This is a genomic window from Enterococcus sp. DIV1337a (genome assembly GCF_051712285.1).
Lineage (GTDB): Bacteria > Bacillota > Bacilli > Lactobacillales > Enterococcaceae > Enterococcus > Enterococcus faecalis.
In genome coordinates this window covers 270,437-287,382 of record NZ_JBIOOP010000001.1, presented here as the reverse complement: position 1 = coordinate 287,382, position 16,946 = coordinate 270,437, and the positions used below count along the sequence as shown (strand labels likewise).

The 16,946-nt window shown below is 37.5% G+C and carries 13 protein-coding genes; 4 read left to right on the top strand and 9 right to left on the bottom strand.

Features of this window, described 5'->3' with window-relative positions; genetic code table 11:
- Positions 1 to 18: 18 nt before the first annotated feature.
- The 3 genes from IGL49_RS01485 to fdrA are packed head-to-tail and all read right to left on the bottom strand — an operon-like array spanning position 19 to position 5,119.
- Positions 19 to 1,272 (bottom strand): MFS transporter, encoded by a 1,254-nt coding sequence (locus tag IGL49_RS01485; RefSeq protein WP_104853832.1) that lies wholly within the window; start codon positions 1,270 to 1,272, stop codon positions 19 to 21.
- Positions 1,273 to 1,281: 9 nt separating this feature from the next.
- Complete coding sequence (locus tag IGL49_RS01480) at positions 1,282 to 2,115, bottom strand: DUF2877 domain-containing protein (protein ID WP_104853831.1); 834 nt, start codon at positions 2,113 to 2,115, stop codon at positions 1,282 to 1,284.
- Entirely contained in the window at positions 2,108 to 5,119 is a 3,012-nt protein-coding gene (fdrA, locus tag IGL49_RS01475; RefSeq protein ID WP_104853830.1) for a DUF1116 domain-containing protein, read from the bottom strand. Before fdrA ends, IGL49_RS01480 begins: the two co-directional genes overlap by 8 nt.
- Before the next feature lie 122 nt (positions 5,120 to 5,241).
- On the opposite strand from fdrA, the gene IGL49_RS01470 reads away from it, so the two are divergent.
- Together IGL49_RS01470 and IGL49_RS01465 are read left to right on the top strand one after the other, a co-directional pair.
- The gene (locus IGL49_RS01470) at positions 5,242 to 6,834 is read left to right on the top strand and encodes a PucR family transcriptional regulator (RefSeq protein WP_104853829.1); all 1,593 of its coding nucleotides are present in this window, start codon (positions 5,242 to 5,244) and stop codon (positions 6,832 to 6,834) included.
- Positions 6,809 to 7,621: an alpha/beta hydrolase gene (locus IGL49_RS01465; protein WP_010819721.1), complete on the top strand. Its 813-nt coding sequence runs from the start codon at positions 6,809 to 6,811 to the stop codon at positions 7,619 to 7,621. Before IGL49_RS01470 ends, IGL49_RS01465 begins: the two co-directional genes overlap by 26 nt.
- 40 nt (positions 7,622 to 7,661) lie before the next feature.
- On the opposite strand, the gene IGL49_RS01460 is transcribed toward IGL49_RS01465, so the two are convergent.
- From IGL49_RS01460 to IGL49_RS01440, 5 genes are all read right to left on the bottom strand, one after another.
- Positions 7,662 to 8,873 carry an amidohydrolase family protein gene (locus tag IGL49_RS01460; RefSeq protein WP_104853828.1) on the bottom strand — a complete coding sequence of 404 codons (1,212 nt, stop codon included), beginning with the start codon at positions 8,871 to 8,873 and terminating at the stop codon, positions 7,662 to 7,664.
- A gap of 51 nt (positions 8,874 to 8,924) precedes the next feature.
- A complete protein-coding gene (locus IGL49_RS01455) occupies positions 8,925 to 9,728 on the bottom strand; it encodes an ankyrin repeat domain-containing protein (protein ID WP_174128034.1) in 804 nt (267 codons plus the stop codon).
- Positions 9,729 to 9,901: 173 nt separating this feature from the next.
- Positions 9,902 to 10,927 carry a DUF4822 domain-containing protein gene (locus IGL49_RS01450; RefSeq protein WP_104853827.1) on the bottom strand — a complete coding sequence of 342 codons (1,026 nt, stop codon included), beginning with the start codon at positions 10,925 to 10,927 and terminating at the stop codon, positions 9,902 to 9,904.
- Positions 10,928 to 11,143: 216 nt separating this feature from the next.
- Positions 11,144 to 12,109: a DUF4822 domain-containing protein gene (locus IGL49_RS01445; protein ID WP_104853826.1), complete on the bottom strand. Its 966-nt coding sequence runs from the start codon at positions 12,107 to 12,109 to the stop codon at positions 11,144 to 11,146.
- 184 nt (positions 12,110 to 12,293) lie between these two features.
- The gene (locus tag IGL49_RS01440) at positions 12,294 to 13,271 is read right to left on the bottom strand and encodes a DUF4822 domain-containing protein (RefSeq protein ID WP_104853825.1); all 978 of its coding nucleotides are present in this window, start codon (positions 13,269 to 13,271) and stop codon (positions 12,294 to 12,296) included.
- 323 nt (positions 13,272 to 13,594) lie between these two features.
- Here IGL49_RS01440 and IGL49_RS01435 point away from each other — a divergent pair, with 323 nt between their 5' ends.
- Complete coding sequence (locus IGL49_RS01435; protein ID WP_164982922.1) at positions 13,595 to 14,938, top strand: sensor histidine kinase; 1,344 nt, start codon at positions 13,595 to 13,597, stop codon at positions 14,936 to 14,938.
- Positions 14,935 to 15,627: a response regulator transcription factor gene (locus IGL49_RS01430; protein ID WP_104853823.1), complete on the top strand. Its 693-nt coding sequence runs from the start codon at positions 14,935 to 14,937 to the stop codon at positions 15,625 to 15,627. Before IGL49_RS01435 ends, IGL49_RS01430 begins: the two co-directional genes overlap by 4 nt.
- A gap of 54 nt (positions 15,628 to 15,681) precedes the next feature.
- Here the strand turns inward: IGL49_RS01430 and IGL49_RS01425 are convergent, their stop codons facing one another.
- On the bottom strand, positions 15,682 to 16,827 hold the full coding sequence (locus IGL49_RS01425; RefSeq protein WP_104853822.1) for a cysteine desulfurase family protein: 1,146 nt from the start codon (positions 16,825 to 16,827) through the stop codon (positions 15,682 to 15,684).
- Positions 16,828 to 16,946 lie beyond the last annotated feature (119 nt).

The following is a 16,946-nucleotide window of genomic DNA, read 5'->3' as shown; positions in this document are numbered from 1 at the left end:
TCATTATCGAAGGGATAATTAACCTAATTTCGGTTTATTTTCATCTTTAGCCAAGAAAGCAAAAGCCAGTAAACCAATGACTAATAGTACACAAGAAAGATAGAAGCCAACTTGCATTGAGCCTGCTGTATCTGCTAAATATCCTGTGACATACGGTGCTAGGATTGACCCTGACATCCCGATAAAATTATAGGCACTTAACGTTGTTCCTAAGGCCGCTTTTGGTGCATGTTTGGTAACAAAAGTCACCATAATTGGATCTAATGCTAATTTTCCTGTTAACCCATAAAGAATTAAAACAGAAATTAACAATGTCCGATTTGTTACAAAAGCAATCGCAAAGACAGATAGGATTGCTAAAGGAACTAATGTAAAGACTAATTTTTTCGTCGCACCTGTTTTATCATTCAAACGAGCGAAGATTAAGGCGCCTGGAATCGAGGCCCATGGTACAAGTGATGAAATGAAACCAACGCTCGCTCCTGTAAAGCCACGTTCAGCAATTAAAAATTGTGGCAACCAAGTAATAATGACAAAGTTTGCATAAATACTTGTGAAACATAAAATAAATGCGGCTAATAAATTACGATTTGAGAAAATTTCTTTTAATGAGATCTTTTCTTGTGGTCCTTCTTCAGCAGCTGCTCGTGCAGCTTCTTCACCAGGACGAATCACTTTTTCTTTCAAAATTGTATAGAAAAGAATTCCTACGATAAACGTTGGAATCGCCATGATAAAGAATGGTTTGCTCCAATGTTCACCATTTTCTAAAACCAACTTACTTGAAAGTAAGTACCCACCTGATGTACCGAAGGCCATCCCACTATTGATGATGGCATTACCGATGGTCCGTTTACTTGCTGGAATCGCTTCTGTCGATAGCGCATATTGCGGGCCATAGTAAGCGCCTTGACCAATACCAGCAATTGCACGAATGACTAAAAACATAACAAAGGTTGTCGCTAATCCACTAAAATAAGTAGAAATAGCAAGAACGATAAACCCAACAGCAATGACTAATTTCCGCCCAATTTTATCGCCAATCATCCCAAAAGGAATCTGTGCAACAGCATAGGTTAGAAAGAAGATACTATTGGCTAAACCAAGTTGTGTGTTACTTAGACCAAATTGTTCTCCAATGACCCCCATCACTGGATTAAAAATAGTTCGTGTTGCGTACATTAAAATCCAGCCTACGAAGAAAATGGCTACGACTTTAATCCAGTAACTATTGCTCACTTGCACTGCTTGATTTTTTTTACTATTCTCCATGTCTTCTCCTCACTTCTCATCTAACTCTACAGATTGTAAAGCTAGTAACATTCCAAATGACATATCTTTACCAGAGGAATGTCCGATTTGTATAATTCTGTCAATATTTTCGTCAACTCTATTATCCCGATGGTTCTCCAAATCCAAGAGTAACTGATACAACAATGAATTTACATAACCTTTAGCCGAGCTTGCAATATAGCCTTTACTAACATCTGTTGTGGATAAATTTGCTGCCGAAAGAGTAGCGGCTAACGCCGCAGCTCTTTCATCAGCAAGTATGAACAGAATTGTTTGATACGCCACTAAAATATCATCACCACTCGGGGTTAATCCTTTGCCCCGACCAATCAGATAATTCGTTACTTCTTGCCATTCCGATAGTGTCCAATCTTTTTGTTTTTGGCTCATTTTTTTGAAAATATGCTTTGCTCGTTCGTCTAAAGGCAGGCCAATTCTACGTTCTAAGTTTCTCGCTAATAAGCGGTCTCGCAACAAGCGTAATTGGTCTTTTTCTAACTTGAAATGAGTAATGTTTAAAGAAACGACCTCGGCAGGTGTGAGTTGGATCGTTTTCACGCCGACTGTACTGTAAAAGGTCAACTGATTTTCTGTGATTTTGACTTTATTGCCTTGTTGTACATACGGAAAAATTTCTTGAAACAATTGATCCGGCAAAAACATACCAAAGCTTGATAAATAATTATGGAAGTTTGCAACATTGATTAATTGATCCTGGACTTTCAGATTAAATGAACGTTCAAAAACACTGTGAATGGTTCCCATCTTGCCATATTGGTGGATAGGAAAAATGTAGTCACTAATGACTAGTTGGTTATTCAACCGTAATGCCTAGTTTCTCAGCATACGCTTCTAGAGCTTTTTCAAAACAGCCTAGAGGTGCTCTAACTGTCCCTGCACCAATTTGACCAACACCGGCATTTTTGTGTGCAATCCCTGTATTGATGATTGGTGTAATTCCTAATTCCACCACTTTACGGATATCAATTCCTAAACAAGTTCCTTGGAAATCCCAAGTTGGAATTGAGAATGTTGGGTTGTGTCCTTCACAGATTTTTGCCATTTCATTTGAGGTTGCTAACGCATCTTCAAAACCACCTGCACCTACAAACCGTGTTACGCCAGGTGCAGCTACCATAGCCATTGCTCCAACGCCTACTGTTTCAGTAATTGCACTATCCCCGACATCAGGATTTCCGTCTTCTTCGCTGAAACCAGTGAAGTAAAGACCTTTTGGTGTATTTACTGGGGCGGTATGCCATTGATCGCCTGTTTCTGCAATCCGGACCCCAAAGTTCACGCCGTTACGAGTCATCGTTGTGACAATCGTTCCGTTGGTATCTTTACGAGCGCCATCAACAATTGCTTTCCCAGTTGCCATCATGACATTTAAGAAGAATTGATCTGTGTCAGCTAAGAATTTGATTACTTCGTATTTTTGATCTTCTGGAATATCTGTTTTGATAATTAATGGAGACAATTCTTTTAAGAAGTTCAAAGATGCGGCAATATTTCTTTGGTGGAACTCGTCACCCATTGTAATAGAGCGCGCGATCAATACGTTTAAGTTCAAGCCTTCTTCAGAAAGTTTCAAGGCTTTCGCAATAGTTGGTCCTAAAACATCTTTAATCCAATCTAAACGATCAACCACTTCTTGTGAATAAGCACCAAAACGCAATACTTTACCGATACCTTCATTCAAGATACAGTATGCTTCGTTACCTTCTAAGCGATTTTCTACAACAAAGACTGGCATATTACCAGAAGTAATACCGCCCATTGGTCCTACTGCTTTCACATGGTGACAAGGGATGAAACGTACTTCGCCAGCTTCAAAAATCTTCAAGGCATCTTCTTCGTTGTCTGCCCAACGTTCGAATAATGCAGCACCGATACAAGCACCTTTCATTGGTCCAGTCATTTCAGACCATTGGATTGGTGGTCCAGCATGAAGTAATGTTTTTTGTGCGTCATCATTTAATTCTGGAATCACTGATTTCGCAGGTACCACATCTACTAAGAATGGTTGTGCATTTTTAATTTTGTCTGTTACTTTGTGATTTTCAGCTTCGATTTGTTCACTGTAATCTTCCAAAGCATCTAAAATTTTAATCATTTTTTTATTGCCGTTAGCACGTGGACGCCAGTTGAATTGAACAGTTTCGCCCCCGTAATCAACGATTGATTCTGTAAAGCTTTGCAACCCAACGTTAATGATTCTTGGTTTGGTTGTTAATAGTTCCATTACTTTTTCGCCTGGTTTTGGTACATCGACAGTTGATCCGTTGTAAGCAACCACTTCTTTATCGTCTTCTGAAATTTCGATTCCTTTTAGTAATAAAGCTAATTGAACAGCTTTAGCATTGCTTTCTGCAACTAAAACGCCGCCTTCTTTCAAACGATCAACCGACGATTGGTAATTTTGCGGATCTTTCGTCGTCCCACAGACAGTTGCAACAAAGTAAAGATCACGTCCTGCTTCTTTGGCTGTGGCACGCGCTTCTTCAATTGCTGGTAACAATGCACCAACCATGTCTTCATGAGCACCATAGCCTAACACCACATCGAATAAGATAATCCCCGTTTTTTCATCTTGTGCGTATTCACGAATTTTTTCGATACGAACATCTGGGTCAATCATTGGGTGTGGACGACCTTGTGTATACATATCATCGCCTAAGTCAATGACTTCATAACCGTGAGATTTCAAGACATAGCCTTCTGCTTTCACTAAACCGCCAAGGTCTAAAGCTTCAGAAATTAACATACCTGCTTCAGAAGCTAATGTACCACCTGAATATAAGCCTTTTACAACTTTATCTTCTGGTAATGTTGGTACAGCTGGTTTTGCTAATGCTTCAAAGTAATTTTTCTTCACGGCTACATCATTTGCTAAATCGACAGCAATTTTAGCTGTTTCTTCTAATGTATGAGCTAGATAAACTTTGCCTTCGTGACTTGTTGGTTTTTCTCCTAAGAAAATCGCAACGACTGGTTTTGAAATGCTTTGTAATAATTCAACCACTTCATCACGAACTTCTTTTGCAGGTGGTTTAGAGATGACTGTAATCACATCGGTTGGTTCGTGATTTTCTAAGGCCACAATTGCATCTTTCACAGTGATAGCGCCTACTTTGTCGCTTAGGTCACGACCACCAGTACCAATGGCGTGAACAACTCCGCCACCTAAGCGGTCAATAATCGTTGTGACTTCTTGAATCCCTGTTCCTGAAGCACCAACAACGCCAATGTTTCCTGGAGAAACAACATTTGTAAAGGCGATTGGAATACTTGAGATAATACCAGTTCCACAGTCAGGGCCCATCATTAGTAAGCCTTTTTCATGCGCTAATTTTTTCAAACGTACTTCATCTTCAATCGACACATTATCCGTGAAAGAGAACACGTGTAAATCATTTTTTAAGGCACGTTCCATTTCTGGCGCGCCATACTCACCAGGAATACTGAATAGCGCTACATTCGCCTCTGGTAAAAGATCAAACGCTTCTGCCCAAGAAGTTGCTGCTTGTGCTTCTTCACTAGTTCCTTTTGCTGATAAATCATCTAAGAATTCATCAATCGCTGGCATAACTTCTTCCATGATGTTTTCTTTTTCACTGTCAACCACAATCATCATGTCGTTTGCAGATGCACTATTGGCCTCATCCGTTAACAAGTTCGTGTTGTTAAGGATGTCTTTGTTGGCATCTGTTCCCATCATGATTTGACTCATGGTTACACCATCTAATGCATTGATTTTATTGGTCAATAACATTAAGTTGATGGAGTCTTGGTAATTGTTTTTCAAAATTACTGTGTGTAACATTGTTCATCCTCCTATCTATTCCTTACAATGCTATTGTATCGAAACGAGAAAGTGTTTTCATCGGACATAATTCTAAAAAAATGGTATAATTTTTATCCATAAGAGGAAAAAAGGAGAAAACGATGAAATTAAGAGAGTTATTATCGATAGGCGACTTAAAAAAAGGTAAAATTTTGACGAAAGAGATTGGTTTAGACAATGAAGTTGACTCAGCAATGGTCCTAGAAGCGATTGACATTGAGAACTGGAGTAGAAAGAATCAGTTAATTTTGACTTCTTTCTACGCTTTGCATGATCTACCTGAAAAAGAGTTGGAAAATTTTTTCGTAAAGATGCGCCGGATTGGCATCAGCGGCTTAATTTTAAAAACAGATCGATTCATTAAAATGATTCCAGAGTGGTTTATCGAATTATGTTTCAATTATGAAATTCCTTTAATTAAAATCACACAAGACATTAGCTATGAAAAAATTCTATTTACGATTTACGAGCCTTTGTTGAATTATCAGTCGCATGTCTTACGTACGTATTACGATGTGCGCCAACGTTTCACCAAATTAGAACGCCACTACCCAACGGTTGAGACGATTATGCAAGAATTTTATGACATCATTAAATTACCCTTCGCTTTAAAAATGTTGGATAAACATCTGGAAATTAGTGATGGCGACTTACCTCGTGATGCGATTGTGCTCTCAAGAGAAAAACTAAAAAACAGCGAGTTCACTAAAAATGATTACTCTCTTTTAACACTTTACTCTCATGCCAACCCAAAAAAACAGTTGGCACTAGAAGTTTCTATTTTCAATAGTTATTCCACTAATTGTTTACTTCTGGTTTATTTACAAGATGAAAAGGTTAAAGAAACGGATTTAGTGATTATCGAAAATGCGATTGATGTCTTACAAGAAAAATTCAATACCGAAAATTTGTTAAAAAAAGAACGGTATACTCGTTTGAACAACTTAGCGGATGCTATTTTACAAAATACACCGCAAAATCCTGACGAGTTAAACAGTTTGCTACGTGAAGTGCAAATGCAAGAACTAGATTCTTACCAAGCGATTGCTTTTTCTACCAAAGACACCAATACACAACTCATGAAAGAACGAATTATTGCCTTACTTCGTACCCTGCGTGTGAAATCCATCTTCTTTGATCAACTAAATTATTCGGCTGTCCTTTTTAACTTCAATGAAAGTGATGGAAAAATTACAAAGCTTCAATTAAGTCGTTTATTAGCTGAACTTTTAGAAGAAAACGACACGCTTACCGTCGCCGTCAGCAGTTTGAAATCACGAGAAGGTATTAAAGAGCTACTGATTGAATGTCTGGACATCCTGCGCTTTAATGAAACTTTTTACAACGGACCAATTGTTACCTTAGCCGATATCGGGGTTTTTAAAAATTTTATCCGCGAAGACCAATTGGAAAATTTAGATGAATTAATTCCTCGCGCACTTTATCAATTAGCCGAAAATAACTACGATTTGTTTGAAACCTTGTACAGTTTTTTCCAAAATAATCGCAATTATAAACAGACCTCTGAAGCGATGTTCCTCCATTCAAAAACGATTCGTTATCGTTTAAACAAAGTGGAACAACTGCTTGATATTGACTTAGCCAATCCCTTGCAATTATTGAACTATGAAATTGCCACATACATTATAAAGATGAGGAGACGTGCACTTGAAAAACAATCAAACACTCGCTAATGGCGCAACAGTTACTATCTACCCCACTACGACTGAATCAACGAACTATGTCGTCTATTTACATGGTGGCGGGATGATTTATGGAACCAAAAGTGATTTACCAGAAGAACTGAAGGAGCTGTTTACAAGCAATGGCTATACCGTTTTAGCGCTGGACTATTTGTTGGCTCCAAATACAAAAATCGATCACATCTTAGGAACGCTAACAGAAACCTTCCAATTGTTAAACGAAGAGATTATTCAAAATCAGCCCTTTGGTTTGTGCGGGCGTTCCGCTGGCGGTTATTTAATGTTACAGTTAACCAAACAATTACAAACACTAAATTTGACGCCACAATTTTTAGTCAATTTTTATGGCTATACAGATTTAGAATTTATTAAAGAGCCACGAAAATTATTAAAGCAAGCCATTTCCGCTAAAGAAATAGCTGCCATCGATCAAACGAAACCCGTTTGGGATGATCCTTTTCTTTCTCGCTATCTGCTGTATCATTACAGTATTCAGCAAGAGCTATTGCCGCACTTTTACGGATTACCAGAAAATGGGGACTGGTCTGCTTACGCACTGTCAGACGAAACATTAAAAACTTTTCCACCTTGTTTCAGTACAGCTAGCAGCTCAGACGAAGAAGTGCCGTTCCGCTATAGCAAAAAAATCGGACGGACCATTCCTGAGAGTACCTTTAAAGCGGTTTACTATTTAGAACATGATTTTTTAAAACAAACCAAAGATCCTTCGGTCATCACTTTATTTGAGCAATTGGATAGCTGGTTGAAGGAACGATAAGCATAACAAAAAAAGAAGCGAGAAATCTCGCTTCTTTTTGTTATTTTTGATAAAGTGTGGTTCCTTTTACCACACTGATTGCCACCGGTGTCTGACGAGCGACAAAAGCCGCCGCACATTCTGCTTCAGTGAGTAAGTAAGTTGCTTCAGCACCAACTTGCGGCCAATTTGCTTGCCCTTGTTCATCTAAAGTCGTGATACCATCTGTCACTAAGCCTAATAATTGTGTTAAAGCATCTTGATCTTTCACATTAAAAAGTTCACCTAAACGAGCCAATTTTTCTTGTAATGAACCATCACCATAGGGAGACCAGCAATCGTAGATATTGTCACAACCAAGATGGACATTGACGCCATGACGTAACAATTCCATAATTGGCGGAATCGTGTTAGGTGTGATTGGCACGCTGGAATTAATATGAATTTTTTCTGCTGCTAAAGCATCATAAACTTCGTCACGTTCTTCACCAATGAAATCATTTAACCCGAACGCATGGCTGATAAATACCTTGTCTTGTAGGCCATATTCCTTCGTTAAACGGATAATTTCTTTAATCGTTGTTGTCCCAGCTTCGTGACGGTCATGTAAATGGATATCCACACCGACACCATGTTTATCTGCTAAGCGGAATGTTTCAGCTAATGATTTTTGGTAATCACCATCTAGTGAATAAGGATCCACGCCACCAATAAAATCGGCACCTTTTGCCAATGCTTGGTCAACTAATTCAACGGAATCTGAACGTAGTAAGCCGTGCTGTGGAAAGACGACAATTTCTACCGCAAATGGTTTCGTTTGGGCCAACGCTTGGACTTCATCAAAATAACGTAAGTCTGTCATCGGTTCCACGTCGACATGTGTTCTGAAGGCTGTCGCGCCATGCGGTAATTCTAAGTCAATTAAATGATTTGCGCGTTCAGTTAAAGAAAGTTCTAAACTGTCTAAATAAGGAATTTCTGCTTCGACACGTTCCACAATTGTCTTCGCTGGCGTCACTGGATACCATGAAACACCTAATTTACTTTTATCAAAGTGACAATGTTTTTCAATCAAACCTGGTAAAATCAATTGATGGTGACCATCAATAATTGTCATCCCAGGTTCTTCTACCAATTCTTCATTGGAGATGATTTTCGTAAATACTCCATCTGTTACTTCAATTGCCACCTTTTTGGTTACTGTCCCAGATAACCAGTCACCTTCTTTTTGATACCCTGTTTCAATTCGAACATTTTTTAACCAATAATTCATGCTTTCCTTCACTCCTACCTGTATTTATTCCTTCCCGAAAGGACACAACACTTAGTCGTACTGTGCTAAAATTTCACTAATTTCCGTATAACCTTTTTGATTGGCATAGTCCATTGCTGTTCGACCAGAATTGTCTTTAATGGATTGATTCGCACCATTTTCCATTAGCAATTTTACAATATCTTGATATAGTTGGTTCCCTTCACGTAACCCAACTGCCTCAATCAACGCTGTATAGCCAAAGTCATTTTGGAAATCTATGTCTTCTCGTCCATCTTCTAATAAGAGCTTCACATTGTCAATATGTCCTTTTTCAGCTGCCGGAATTAACGCATTGCCGCCGTAACGGTTATGCTTATTTAAATCTGGTGTCGCATTTTTTAACATATACGCTAAAATCTCCGTACGTCCTTGCGCTCCCGCATAAAGATAGGGACTATCACTAATGCTATTTTGCAGATTAATATCAGCACCCCGATCAATCAACGCTTTCGCAATCTCAATGTCATTATTGTGAACAGCGATATTGAGCGGTGTATTGCTTTCTGTGTCGACTTCATCCACTTGATAAGTAGTATCTTGCAAAATTTCCTTAACCCTCTTCGTATCTCGTTGATTGGCTGCTTCTAAAAGTGCACCCACTTCATAGGTCTTCATTGGTTCTTTCACTTCCTCTTTTGATGTTGTTTGAGCCACTGAACGAGTTGTACTGGTGCTTTCAGTTTTTGCACTACTTTGAGTAGTCACCGTTTGACTATTTTGTGACGGTGCGGAAGGTGTTTCTCCTCCTTGACACGCAGCAAGTAATGGAATGGTCGTGACACTTAATAGCCCCATTAAAATTTTTTTGTTCATTGTGCTCAGCTTCCTTTCTTCGAGAGAAATATGAGATTTTTCTCCAGTGGTTCTAATCTAACGAATCTTTTTTTATTTGTCGATTAAAACGCTTTCTCTGTTTTTTTATTTTAAAAAGATAGAAACCAAAAGCAGGAAGTCCTACTTTTGGTTCCTATTCTCATGTCTAGTTTTTAAAAGGTAAATGTCGGGTTAAAGGTTCCTTGATAAGGTTCATGCTCTACAAATACTTGAATATCATTACCTTCATTATCTTTACCCATTCGTGTATAAGTGAAACGATTTTCATTTAATTCTGTTAATTCTAACGCAGCACCATAGCGATTCGCACCGATAGATACATGGGCTCGAATTTTGTTATTATCGGCAACTTTGAAATATCCATAGTCGCCACGTGTTACACCTGTTTGTAAGTTGAAGAACTCATATTTACTACTATACGTATCAAATTTTGCTAAGCTGATAAAGTTTTGATTAGCTGCCGTAACATCATTTCCGTCTTTATCGACCACTTTTGTGCCATTCCATAACGTTTGTCCTAAGATTTCATCCCCAGGCTTGTTTATATCAATTTCGCCTGTTTGGTTTGTTAAATATGGGCGTCCGTTCGTAAATGTTAATTGACTTTCTGTTGGATAAACAGGTCCCACGTATGAAGTACTTACGCCAGAAGTTGCTTTGTTTTCAACATAAACTTCAATAGGATTTCCAGCTTTATCTTTCCCCGTTTGTTTGTAAGTGAACGTGTCACCATACAGTCCAGCAAAGTCGTACACTCCTTGATAGTTTTTTGTTTGTGAAATAAAAACAACTTTTAAAGGACTCGAAAAACCAGCCGTAATAAAGAAGGTTCCTTCATCACCTAATGATTCTCCTGTTTCCTTGTCAAAAAATTCATAAAAACTTGTTGCGGCATCAAATTTGGCAGCATGTAATAAATCAGTATTTTCAGCAGTTAAATCTCTACCTCTCGCATCATAAACACGTCTACCTTCCCAATCCTTACCTGTCAAATACTCATCCAAACGTTCACCGACTGTTCGTTTGGACTCTGGACGATTACCTACATTATTGCTTGCACCTACATTAGCCCCTGAATTACTTTCATAGGCAAACACTGTAGTACCACTACCAACTGCTGTAAATAGCATCGTACTTAAAGTTACTGTTACTAACATTTTGAAAACCTTTTTTTTCATCATTTAAACTCCTTTACTGATTGATACTTCCATACTAACAATTATTTATTAACTACACCTGTCAATAATATGAACAAATTATAAAATAATTATATTTATAATTAAAATATTAATAAATGTAAAACATGCTAATAACAACTTATTTATTTCGAAAATGAAAACAAAAGAACGTTGGGGGACGTTCTTTTGTTAGATGAGAGAGAAGACAAGAGAATACTAGAAAGTAAAAGCTGGATGATATGTGCCTTGGTAAGGTTCATGCTCTACAAATACTTGAATATCATTACCAGCATTATCTTTACCCATTCGAGTATACGTAAATCGATCATTGTTTAGTTCTGTTAATTCTAGCGCCGCACCGTAACGATTCGTACCAATAGATACATGGGCCCGAATTTTGTTATTGTCCACCACTTGGAAGTACCCAAAGTCGCCACGTGTTACACCTGTTTGTAAGTTGAAGAACTCATATTTACTTGTGTTTGGATCAAATTTCGCTAAACTAATGAAATTTTGATTGGCCGCTGTCACATCATTACCATTTTTATCTACGACTTTTGTGCCATTCCACAAGGTTGTTCCTAAAATTTTATCCCCTGATTTATTTGTTACAATTTTGCCAGTTTGATTGGTTAAGGCTTCACGTCCATTTGTAAAAGCTAATTTTTTCCCATGATAAGGAACGTGTTCCACATAAACTTCGACATCATTCCCCAGTTTATCTTTCCCTAAACGTTTGTAAGTAAATTTGTCTTTACTCACTTCGGTTAAATCCACTACGGCTTGATAATTTTGTGTCCGCGAAATTAAAATTCGTTTTGTGCCATCACTTGTCACAAAAAATGTTCCTTCGTCACCACGGGTTTCCCCAGTGTTTTTGTCGAAAAACTCGTAAAAACCAGTCTCACCATCATATTTTGCTAACCCAATAAAATTAGCATTTTCTGCCGTTAAATCATTACCAGCAGCATCATAAACACGGGTTCCTTGCCAGTCCGTCCCAGATAAAATCTTAGTCGCCTTATCACCTTTTGTCTGGCCATTGTTTTGATGTTTACCTAAATTTGCTGTAGCACTATTTGGATTGACTGCATGATCTGCAAATGCTGGACTTGCATAACCTGCTATAAGTAACGTACTTAATGTTACTAAAGTAATCGAACTTAATACTTTCTTTTTCATAAAGCATCGCTCCTTTTCTTTGATAAACCAATCTTAACAAACGATTCTAAACTACCACTGTCAGAAAAATGAACAATTTATAAACGATTAAAAACAACTATAAACTATTTTTTTATTAAAAATAAAGCGGTCAAAAGAATCCTTTACTTTCTTTTGACCGCTTCAGCCACTCGTAATTGACTAATTAGAACGTGAAGTCTGGCGTAAAGTCACCTTCATATGGTTCATGTTCCACAAAGACTTTAATTTCTTTGCCATTGTTGTCTTTACCCATGCGTGTATACGTAAAACGTTTATCATTTAATTCTGTTAATTCTAATGCAGCTCCATATTTATTGTCACCAATTGAAACATGGGCACGAATTTTGTTATTGTCAATTACTTGGAAGTAACCAAAATCGCCACGTGTTTTACCCGTTTCTAAATCAAAGAATTCATATTTACTTGTTTTATTATCAAATTTCGCTAAACTAATAAACATTTTATTTGCTTCAGTAACATCATTACCATCTTCATCTAAAACTTTCGTGCCATTCCATAATGTAGCCCCTAAAATATCATCACCAGGTTCATTGGTAACAATCTTGCCAGTTTCTGTTTCCAAATCTTTACGACCATTCGTAAAGGTTAACTTTTTGTCAGAATAAGGAACATGCTCTACAAAGACTTCTACATCTTTCCCGTCTTTATCTTTCCCCATTCGCTTATAAGTAAATTTATCCTTTGTCACTTCGGTTAAATCGACCACTGCTTGATAGTTTTGTGTATCCGAAATCAAGATACGCTTTTCGCCATCGTCTGTCACGAAGAATGTGCCTTCATCGCCACGGGTTTCCCCTGTCTCTTTATCGAAAAATTCATAAAAACCTGTTTCACCATCATATTTTGCTAAGCCAATAAAATTAGCATTTTCTGCTGTTAAATCATTATTATTTTTGTCATAAACTTTTGTGCCTTGCCAATCTGTACTGGATAAAATTTCTGTTAATTCTTGTCCTTTTGATTGCTCTTTAGCTGATTCTGCTGAACTAGAGACTGCAGTGCTTGAACTAGCTGCACTTGATTTTTCTGTGGCAGAGTTGGCTCCGCCAGCACAACCTGCAATCAACAACGTACTAAAGGTTAATAAGGTCAGCGCACTAAAAACTTTTTTCTTTTTCATGGTTGGTAATCCCCTTTTTCTTTTTGATAGACCTAGAATAGCAAAGTCTTATAAACTCCTACTTGCCGAAAAATGAACAAATTATAAACAAATGAAAAAAAGTTAATAACAATACTAGCTTTTTTTTGTTCACTTGTAATAAACTATAAGTAAGAAATAGATTAAAACCACTAGGAGGGACGCTTTTGACCATTAAACGCCGCTTTTTTATTTCTTATATAAGTGCCATCATTATTACTTTAGTCTCTGTTTTAGCTGTTTTATCCTTAGCTTCTTACATCACGTTAGGAACTGTCCCCAGTTTGCCCCAAGCTTACCGAATGATGAATAAGCAACGACCATTGACCGCTAACGAAGAAGAAAGTTATTTAGCCTTAGATCAACTGTTAAAAAAATCACCGAAATTACTAGATACACCTTTGAGTAAAGAATTAAAAGAAACGATTCAAACAATTGAGGCAAAAGGATTAAGCGTGATTATTCGAAAGAATGCCCGGTTTCCTTATTATTCGGATAATTTAGTAGAAAAATCTTTGTTTGTACATATTCCAAACTACGAAATGAATAATATTATGCCAACTGGCACATTGGATAATGCAGGGCGTCTGTATCATTATGTCAAATCCGATTTTCATTATTTAGATGGTTCTAAGGGGAGCTTTATTGTCTTGAAACGCGAAAGTAGCCTTTTTGAATTCTTCACACGCTGGATTATCTGGATGATTTTGTTAATTATCCTTGTAGCAATTGCGGCGGCTTGGCTCATTAATAAGCGCTTAACCAAAACCACTATTGAGCCATTAGAAGCATTAGAAAAAGCGACCAAAACATTGAGCAAGGATGCTCAAAAAGAAAACCCTTTTACACCAACTAGTCACCAAACTGTCTCAACGGAAGTCAAACAGCTCCAACTTAGTTTTGAACAAATGTGGCAAGATTTAGAAGAAGCCAATGCGGAACGTGAAAAATATGAAACTAATCGGAAAGAATTAATTGCAAATATTTCTCATGACTTAAAAACACCAATTACTTCTATTATTGGTTATGTTGAAGGCTTGATGGACGGCGTTGCCAATACCGAAGAAAAAAAGCAACGCTATTTAACGGTTATTCATGAAAAAAGTTTAGGCCTCAATGATTTAATTGAAGAATTATTTTTGTATTCCAAATTAGACCTAGACCATGCTGTTTTTACGATGGAAAAGACCAATTTCACCCGTTTTATTGCGCATATCCTTGAAGAGTACCGTTTGGAACAAGAATTAGTGATTACTTCTTCGATTCCAGCCGAAGCCTTATATGTTCAAATAGATCCAATTCAGATGAATCGCGTGATTACCAATCTGATTCAAAATAGCATTAAATTTGCAGATCCCACTAAAGAACAACTAGCCTTTACGATTTCTTTAACACATAATCAAACAGACTTAATTTTAACCATTACAGATAACGGTATTGGTATCGATAAAAAAGAATTACCTTATTTATTCGAACGCTTTTATCGTGTGGATAAATCTCGAACTCCAACGGTTAAAGGAAGCGGATTGGGATTAAGTATTGTCAAACAAATTATTGACTATCATCAGGGAACAATCACTGTCACAAGTAAAAAAGGAAACGGCACCAACGTGATAATTACGTTGCCGTTGTTGGAGGATGAAAAATGAAACCACATGTATTAATTATTGAAGATGATCCAAGCATTGCTGATTTACAAAAAGATTATTTAGAAATTAATGATATGACCGTCACAATTGAACATGATGGAAAAAAAGGATTGGATGCAGCTTTAAATGAGCCTTTTGATTTAATTATTTTAGATGTGATGCTGCCGACTATGGATGGTTTTGAAATCTGTCGTGCGATTCGAAAAAAAAAGCAAACACCGATTATGATTGTCTCGGCTAAAAAAGAAGATATTGATAAAATTCGTGGTCTTGGCTTAGGTGCGGATGATTATATAATCAAGCCGTTTAGCCCCAATGAATTAGTTGCTCGAGCAAAAGCCCATATGAACCGCTATCAATTGCTAAGCAAAGCAGAACAACCACCACAATTACTACAAATCAATGAAATTGCTGTCGACACAGCTGCCCACAAAGTGTTTGTTTTAGAAAATGAAGTTATTTTTACAAGTAAAGAATACAAATTGTTGGTTTTCTTGATGGAACATCCCAATCGCGTGTGGAATAAAGAAGAACTTTTTGAAAGTGTCTGGGGATTTGATGCCTTAGATACTGAGGTTTCGACTGTCGTTGTTCATATTAAACGGATTCGGGAAAAATTAAAAAAAGCCAATCTATCTGATTCTCCGATTGAAACACTCTGGGGAAGTGGCTACCGCTTCAATCGATAAAGAGCGCAAAAAATAAGTCGGGTCCTATTTCTAGGATCCGACTTATTTTTTTTATTAATTTACACGAGAAAATTTTTGATAAAGTTGGTTAAAAACAATCATAAATTGTTCAATTTCTGCCATTGTATTGCTTTCATCTAAACTAATGCGCACAGCAGAAGTAGCCAATTCTCCAGGTACATGCATGGCATACAAGGTGCTACTAGCCATTTTTTTGCGGCTAGAACAAGCACTCGTGGTCGAAATATAAATCTGTTTTTCTTCCAATGCATGGACTAGTACTTCTCCACGGATTCCTTTCAAAGCAAAACACAAAATATGTGGCGCAAAATATTCATTTTCTTGTGAAAAAACAGTCACATTTTGAAATTTTCCTAGCGTATTTAATAAACAACTCCGTAATGTCGCCACATGTTGCGGCCGTTGTTGCTCGTTCTCTAAATGCAAACGCAACGCTTTGGCCATTGCCACAATTGCTGGTACGTTTTCTGTCCCACTTCGTTGGTTGTTTTCTTGCCCGCCTCCTGTTAAAAGCGGCGCTAAACGTTTTCCTTGTTTCCAATACATAAAACCAATGCCTCGTGGTCCATGAAATTTATGTGCAGAAAACGTTGCAAAATCCACCCGATCCGTTAACCACTCCGAGAAATTAACTTTTCCAATTGCTTGAACCGCATCTACATGAAAATGAATTTTAGGAAACGCCGCTAAAACCTCGCTGATTTCTTTAATTGGTTGAATCGTTCCCACTTCATTGTTCACTGCCATAACAGAAACCAAAATCGTTTCTTTTCTAATTAATTTCTGTAATTCCTCGACTTTCACACGACCGTCTTTATCCACTGGCGCATAAGAAAGTTCAAAACCTAGTTCGACTAATTGTTCCGCTGTTTCTGTGACTGCTGGATGTTCCACTGCAGAAATAATGATATGATTACCAAATTCTCGTTTTTCGATTGCCGTTCCTTTTAAAACCCAGTTATCTCCTTCAGTTCCGCCACTTGTAAAATAGATTTCATTTGCTGAAACATTGATTAGCTCCGCAAGCTGCTTCCGTGCTTGTTGTAAGAGCCGATTTGCTTGGCTGCCTAAGTCATGTAGGCTAGACGGATTGCCAATAATCCGCTGACTGGTTTTTACATATGTATCTAAAGCTTGGGGGTAAATCGGTGTGGTTGCACTATTATCAAAATAAATCATTTGTCACCCTTCTTTTTTAAAATTCTTTCCCATTATATACTTTCTAAAGTATCACTTCAAGTCACCACTACGCCATAAAAACAGAGGCTTGTCTGTCGACAAACCTCTGTTTAGTGATT

What these genes read in the sequence shown, in the direction of transcription:
- IGL49_RS01485 (WP_104853832.1), bottom strand. Translation starts at nt 1,272, where the DNA reads ATGGAGAATAGTAAAAAAAATCAAGCAGTGCAAGTGAGCAATAGTTAC.
- fdrA (WP_104853830.1), bottom strand. Translation starts at nt 5,119, where the DNA reads ATGTTACACACAGTAATTTTGAAAAACAATTACCAAGACTCCATCAAC.
- IGL49_RS01470 (WP_104853829.1), top strand. Translation starts at nt 5,242, where the DNA reads ATGAAATTAAGAGAGTTATTATCGATAGGCGACTTAAAAAAAGGTAAA.
- IGL49_RS01460 (WP_104853828.1), bottom strand. Translation starts at nt 8,873, where the DNA reads ATGAATTATTGGTTAAAAAATGTTCGAATTGAAACAGGGTATCAAAAA.
- IGL49_RS01455 (WP_174128034.1), bottom strand. Translation starts at nt 9,728, where the DNA reads ATGAACAAAAAAATTTTAATGGGGCTATTAAGTGTCACGACCATTCCA.
- IGL49_RS01450 (WP_104853827.1), bottom strand. Translation starts at nt 10,927, where the DNA reads ATGAAAAAAAAGGTTTTCAAAATGTTAGTAACAGTAACTTTAAGTACG.
- IGL49_RS01445 (WP_104853826.1), bottom strand. Translation starts at nt 12,109, where the DNA reads ATGAAAAAGAAAGTATTAAGTTCGATTACTTTAGTAACATTAAGTACG.
- IGL49_RS01440 (WP_104853825.1), bottom strand. Translation starts at nt 13,271, where the DNA reads ATGAAAAAGAAAAAAGTTTTTAGTGCGCTGACCTTATTAACCTTTAGT.
- IGL49_RS01435 (WP_164982922.1), top strand. Translation starts at nt 13,595, where the DNA reads ATGAATAAGCAACGACCATTGACCGCTAACGAAGAAGAAAGTTATTTA.
- IGL49_RS01430 (WP_104853823.1), top strand. Translation starts at nt 14,935, where the DNA reads ATGAAACCACATGTATTAATTATTGAAGATGATCCAAGCATTGCTGAT.
- IGL49_RS01425 (WP_104853822.1), bottom strand. Translation starts at nt 16,827, where the DNA reads ATGATTTATTTTGATAATAGTGCAACCACACCGATTTACCCCCAAGCT.